This is a genomic window from uncultured Lactobacillus sp., from assembly GCF_947367125.1.
Lineage (GTDB): Bacteria > Bacillota > Bacilli > Lactobacillales > Lactobacillaceae > Lactobacillus.
Window position 1 is genome coordinate 1 of sequence record NZ_CANBCQ010000070.1, and the last position, 3,421, is coordinate 3,421.

Annotated in this window: 4 protein-coding genes; all 4 read right to left on the minus strand. The window is 33.1% G+C overall.

Going from position 1 to position 3,421, the window contains the following annotated elements; genetic code table 11:
* Nucleotides 1-129: 129 nt before the first annotated feature.
* Nucleotides 130-771, minus strand: coding sequence for a hypothetical protein (locus Q0Y84_RS12145; protein WP_297954147.1), 642 nt, complete (start codon nucleotides 769-771; stop codon nucleotides 130-132).
* A gap of 36 nt (nucleotides 772-807) precedes the next feature.
* Entirely contained in the window at nucleotides 808-1,443 is a 636-nt protein-coding gene (locus tag Q0Y84_RS12150) for an aggregation promoting protein (protein ID WP_297954150.1), read from the minus strand.
* A 222-nt stretch (nucleotides 1,444-1,665) separates the two neighbouring features.
* Nucleotides 1,666-2,445, minus strand: coding sequence for a LytTR family transcriptional regulator DNA-binding domain-containing protein (locus Q0Y84_RS12155; RefSeq protein WP_297954153.1), 780 nt, complete (start codon nucleotides 2,443-2,445; stop codon nucleotides 1,666-1,668).
* Nucleotide 2,446: 1 nt separating this feature from the next.
* The coding region (locus Q0Y84_RS12160; RefSeq protein WP_366791959.1) for a GHKL domain-containing protein at nucleotides 2,447-3,421 on the minus strand (975 nt) is incomplete at its 5' end.

The following is a 3,421-nucleotide window of genomic DNA, read 5'->3' on the forward strand; positions in this document are numbered from 1 at the left end:
AAGAACCAAACAGCCTTTTAATGGTTGCTTGATTCTATTCATTTACTCATTATCAACAGGATTTGACAAAGAGCCAAAAAAATAAAGCTCAAGCAATTCTGCTGAGCTTTACTACTTAATATCTTAATTTTATAAGCCAAATAATAACAAGTTCTTTCCTTCTACATTCATGGAGCCATCCTTCTTTAGTTGATTCAATGAACGTAAAACAAAATCTCTTTGTCTGCCATGTAACTTCTTAGCAGCTTTCATTGCAGCGATAAAGTCACGTTTATTGTTTACCTTTTTCAGGCTGGTATTTAATCTATTAGCAATTCGCTTGAGTGGCTTAGTCACACCTTGCATAGACTTGCTGTTTAGGTAGTAGTATTGCAAGAAAGCTTGAGTAGTCCAAGTTGAATACTTTTTATCCTTTGAAGCGACCAAGTATACTGGAGCACCAGCGCCGCGACCTTTTACATTAAGAACCTTTTCAATTCTAAACTTAACCTTTTGTACTTTCTTAGGACTGATAGTCTTAGCACCTTTAGCCGGGGTTACATTCTTAACCAATTTATTGTAGTTAGCTTTGCCAACGTAGATTGGGGATGCATCACGATCGTTGAGAACACGCATGATGTAACCTTCTTTGGTAAAGTTAGCCTTGTTTTGAACTGCTGCTACAGGAGCATTCTTGCTAGTTGCCGCAATTACTGACACAGGTGCAACAGCTAACGCACTAGCAGTACCGGCTACTAATAATGCACTCGTTACTAATTTATGAAATTTCATTTTAAACGCAACCTCTTTTGCTATTTAAACTAGTTTTTAATACCAGTTGTGTGCCATCCAAAATCTCTTTGCTGCAGACCATGAGCCATAACGACCTTTAACATATCTATCAGCAGTACGTTCTTGATTGGCTACACTATAATCACCATGTAAGTATGACACATCTAATTGAAAACGTCCATAGTATCTGCCATTACGTGCATGATAATTGTAACCAGATTCTCTTCTAGCAATCCATAACTTAGCTGAGCGTTCACTTGCAGATAATCTACCATAGTACTTTTGATATTGTGCACTAGAAATCCCGCTATGTGCAGTATAGAGTGCTGTAAATAAAAGTGACAATTCTTCATTTTGTGGAAGGTATAGCCAAGTACCGTTGGCAATTGTCTTATCTGGATCAATGTTATCGTTCAACTTTTCCAATACACTTAATGAAGTGTTGTTTGCTTCTGCAACTTGACGAAGAGTTTGATTATCACGACTGGCTACTGGCATAATCAAATTCTTGTCTGGAACTGTAGTATTCGTATTTACCTTTAAAGTATTTGTAGTTGCTTGTTGTGAACTATCGGTTGTATCAGCTTGAACAGCCTTAGTACCAACTGTGAATAGCATCCCTGCAACAACTGCAGATGACAATAATAAGTTTTTCTTGTTGAAAATTTTCATTTTCGTTCTCCTCATTAAATCAATGAATATCTTGAAATTCATAAGTTACTTACTACCTATTCATAACTTACATAAACTATAGTAATGCAATCCTGCTCCATATGAACTTTCTGTCATAAGTAGCTCATTACAACGCTAAACCTAATCTAATATTTCAAATATGATATCAAAGTGACCCAAATAAGAGTTGAAACAACAAGATTTTTATAAACTCACAGTTCTTTAAGCCTGAATTTTATCAAATAAATGTTGCATTTTTTTATACTCAGATTGCGAAAAATCAGCAATATCACCATTCACAAACGTTACTTTGTACTTTGGCAAATCTATCAGCTTAATGTTTTTTGGATTAGCTAGACAAGATTGACTAATCTTTATTAAAGCCGTAGATTCCTTAGCATATTGGTTAATACTGCCAAAGAATTGGGCTTCTCCTCTTACGTTTACCATAACTAGCTTATGCGGCGTTTGAGTTGTTGAAATATAAATAATATCATCAATATCTATATTTCTTACTTGTCTTCCAACCTTATAATGAAAAGTAAGTTTTTCCGTATAATCGAAGTTTTCAATATTTGAAACAGAAACTTCTAATGTAGCAACAAGTCGTTGTTTAAACCTATCGTAATCTTTTTCATCTCTAGGCTTTACAATATAATCAACTGGACCGAGTCTTCTTTCAAACGAAATCAAAGACAGATCTGCATGTGTCGTAATAAAGATAATCTGTGCCCTTTTATCCTGCGATTTAATCAATTCTGCCAAATCAAAACCATTATTTTGACCAACTTCTTGTCCTAGCTCGATATCTAACAAGTAAATGCCACCAGTATAGACATTCTTTTTCAAATACGTCTTTGCTTCTGAAAAAGTAGTGACAGAAGCTACATCAAAGGCAACAGCATACTCATCAGAAATAATTTCTTCTGCTTTCCCAATCATTTTAACTATATCATTTACTTGCACTTGATCATCATCACAAACAAATACTGGATATCTCATTCTATTCTTCCTCCATGTTCTCATTATCTGGCATAATTTCTAAATCAAAAGTAAACCAACCATCCTCAATTCCATAATTAATAAGCATGCATTCCTCATACTTAGATTCTATTCTCTTAATATTAGCCAGCCCAATTCCCGCATGATTTTTCTTAGTAGAATAGCCTTCCTTGCTTAAAATATCGGTAGACAATTTAGTATCATTCACTATTTTATTTCGAATTTTAAATTCAAAATTACCATCTTCTTGATAATACATTGCATCGACTTTAGCATTACTTTTATCACTAAATTTTCGACTCTCTTCGATAGCATTATTGAATGTAATTCCAATAATTCTGACTATATCTAAAATATTAACTGATTGTGGAATTCTATAGATTTCCACGTCACACCCAAAACTATAGGGGATTTTTTCATTATAAAGTTTAGCTAATTTAGTAATGGCAATACTTTTCAATTCCTCTACATGAACGTGATTAACATCCTTATATTTTCGAAGTGATTTATCATCAAACTGGGCATCAGTATATTCAGCAAGCTGCTGCACAACAGCTTTAATGTTTCCTTCTTCTGCACTAATCCTCAAGCCATTTAAAATATCTTGATAATCATGTTTAAAATGACGAAGTTCATCTTCATTTTTATCAAGATAGTTTGAATATTCTTTTAATTGAGCAATTTCAGCTTCCATACGTTTTTGTTGCTGTTCCGTTTGTATCTCTTTTTGTATTTTTACAACACCCATATACAATAAAACTGCAAAAATTGCTTGAAAGACTAATAAGCCTAAAGAAAACTGTAAAACTCTTTTTGGCTCATTTTCAGAAAACACTAAATAATTTATTACATATCCTGTAATATATATATAAATTAATACTCCAACTAAAATAGAACTATTTTTGAGACTGTAAAATAGTTTGTGTAAGGATGAATGATTCCTTAAATTTATTTCTTTAAACATTAGAAAAAGGAG

What these genes read in the sequence shown, in the direction of transcription:
- Q0Y84_RS12150 (WP_297954150.1), bottom strand. Translation starts at nt 1,443, where the DNA reads ATGAAAATTTTCAACAAGAAAAACTTATTATTGTCATCTGCAGTTGTT.
- Q0Y84_RS12145 (WP_297954147.1), bottom strand. Translation starts at nt 771, where the DNA reads ATGAAATTTCATAAATTAGTAACGAGTGCATTATTAGTAGCCGGTACT.
- Q0Y84_RS12155 (WP_297954153.1), bottom strand. Translation starts at nt 2,445, where the DNA reads ATGAGATATCCAGTATTTGTTTGTGATGATGATCAAGTGCAAGTAAAT.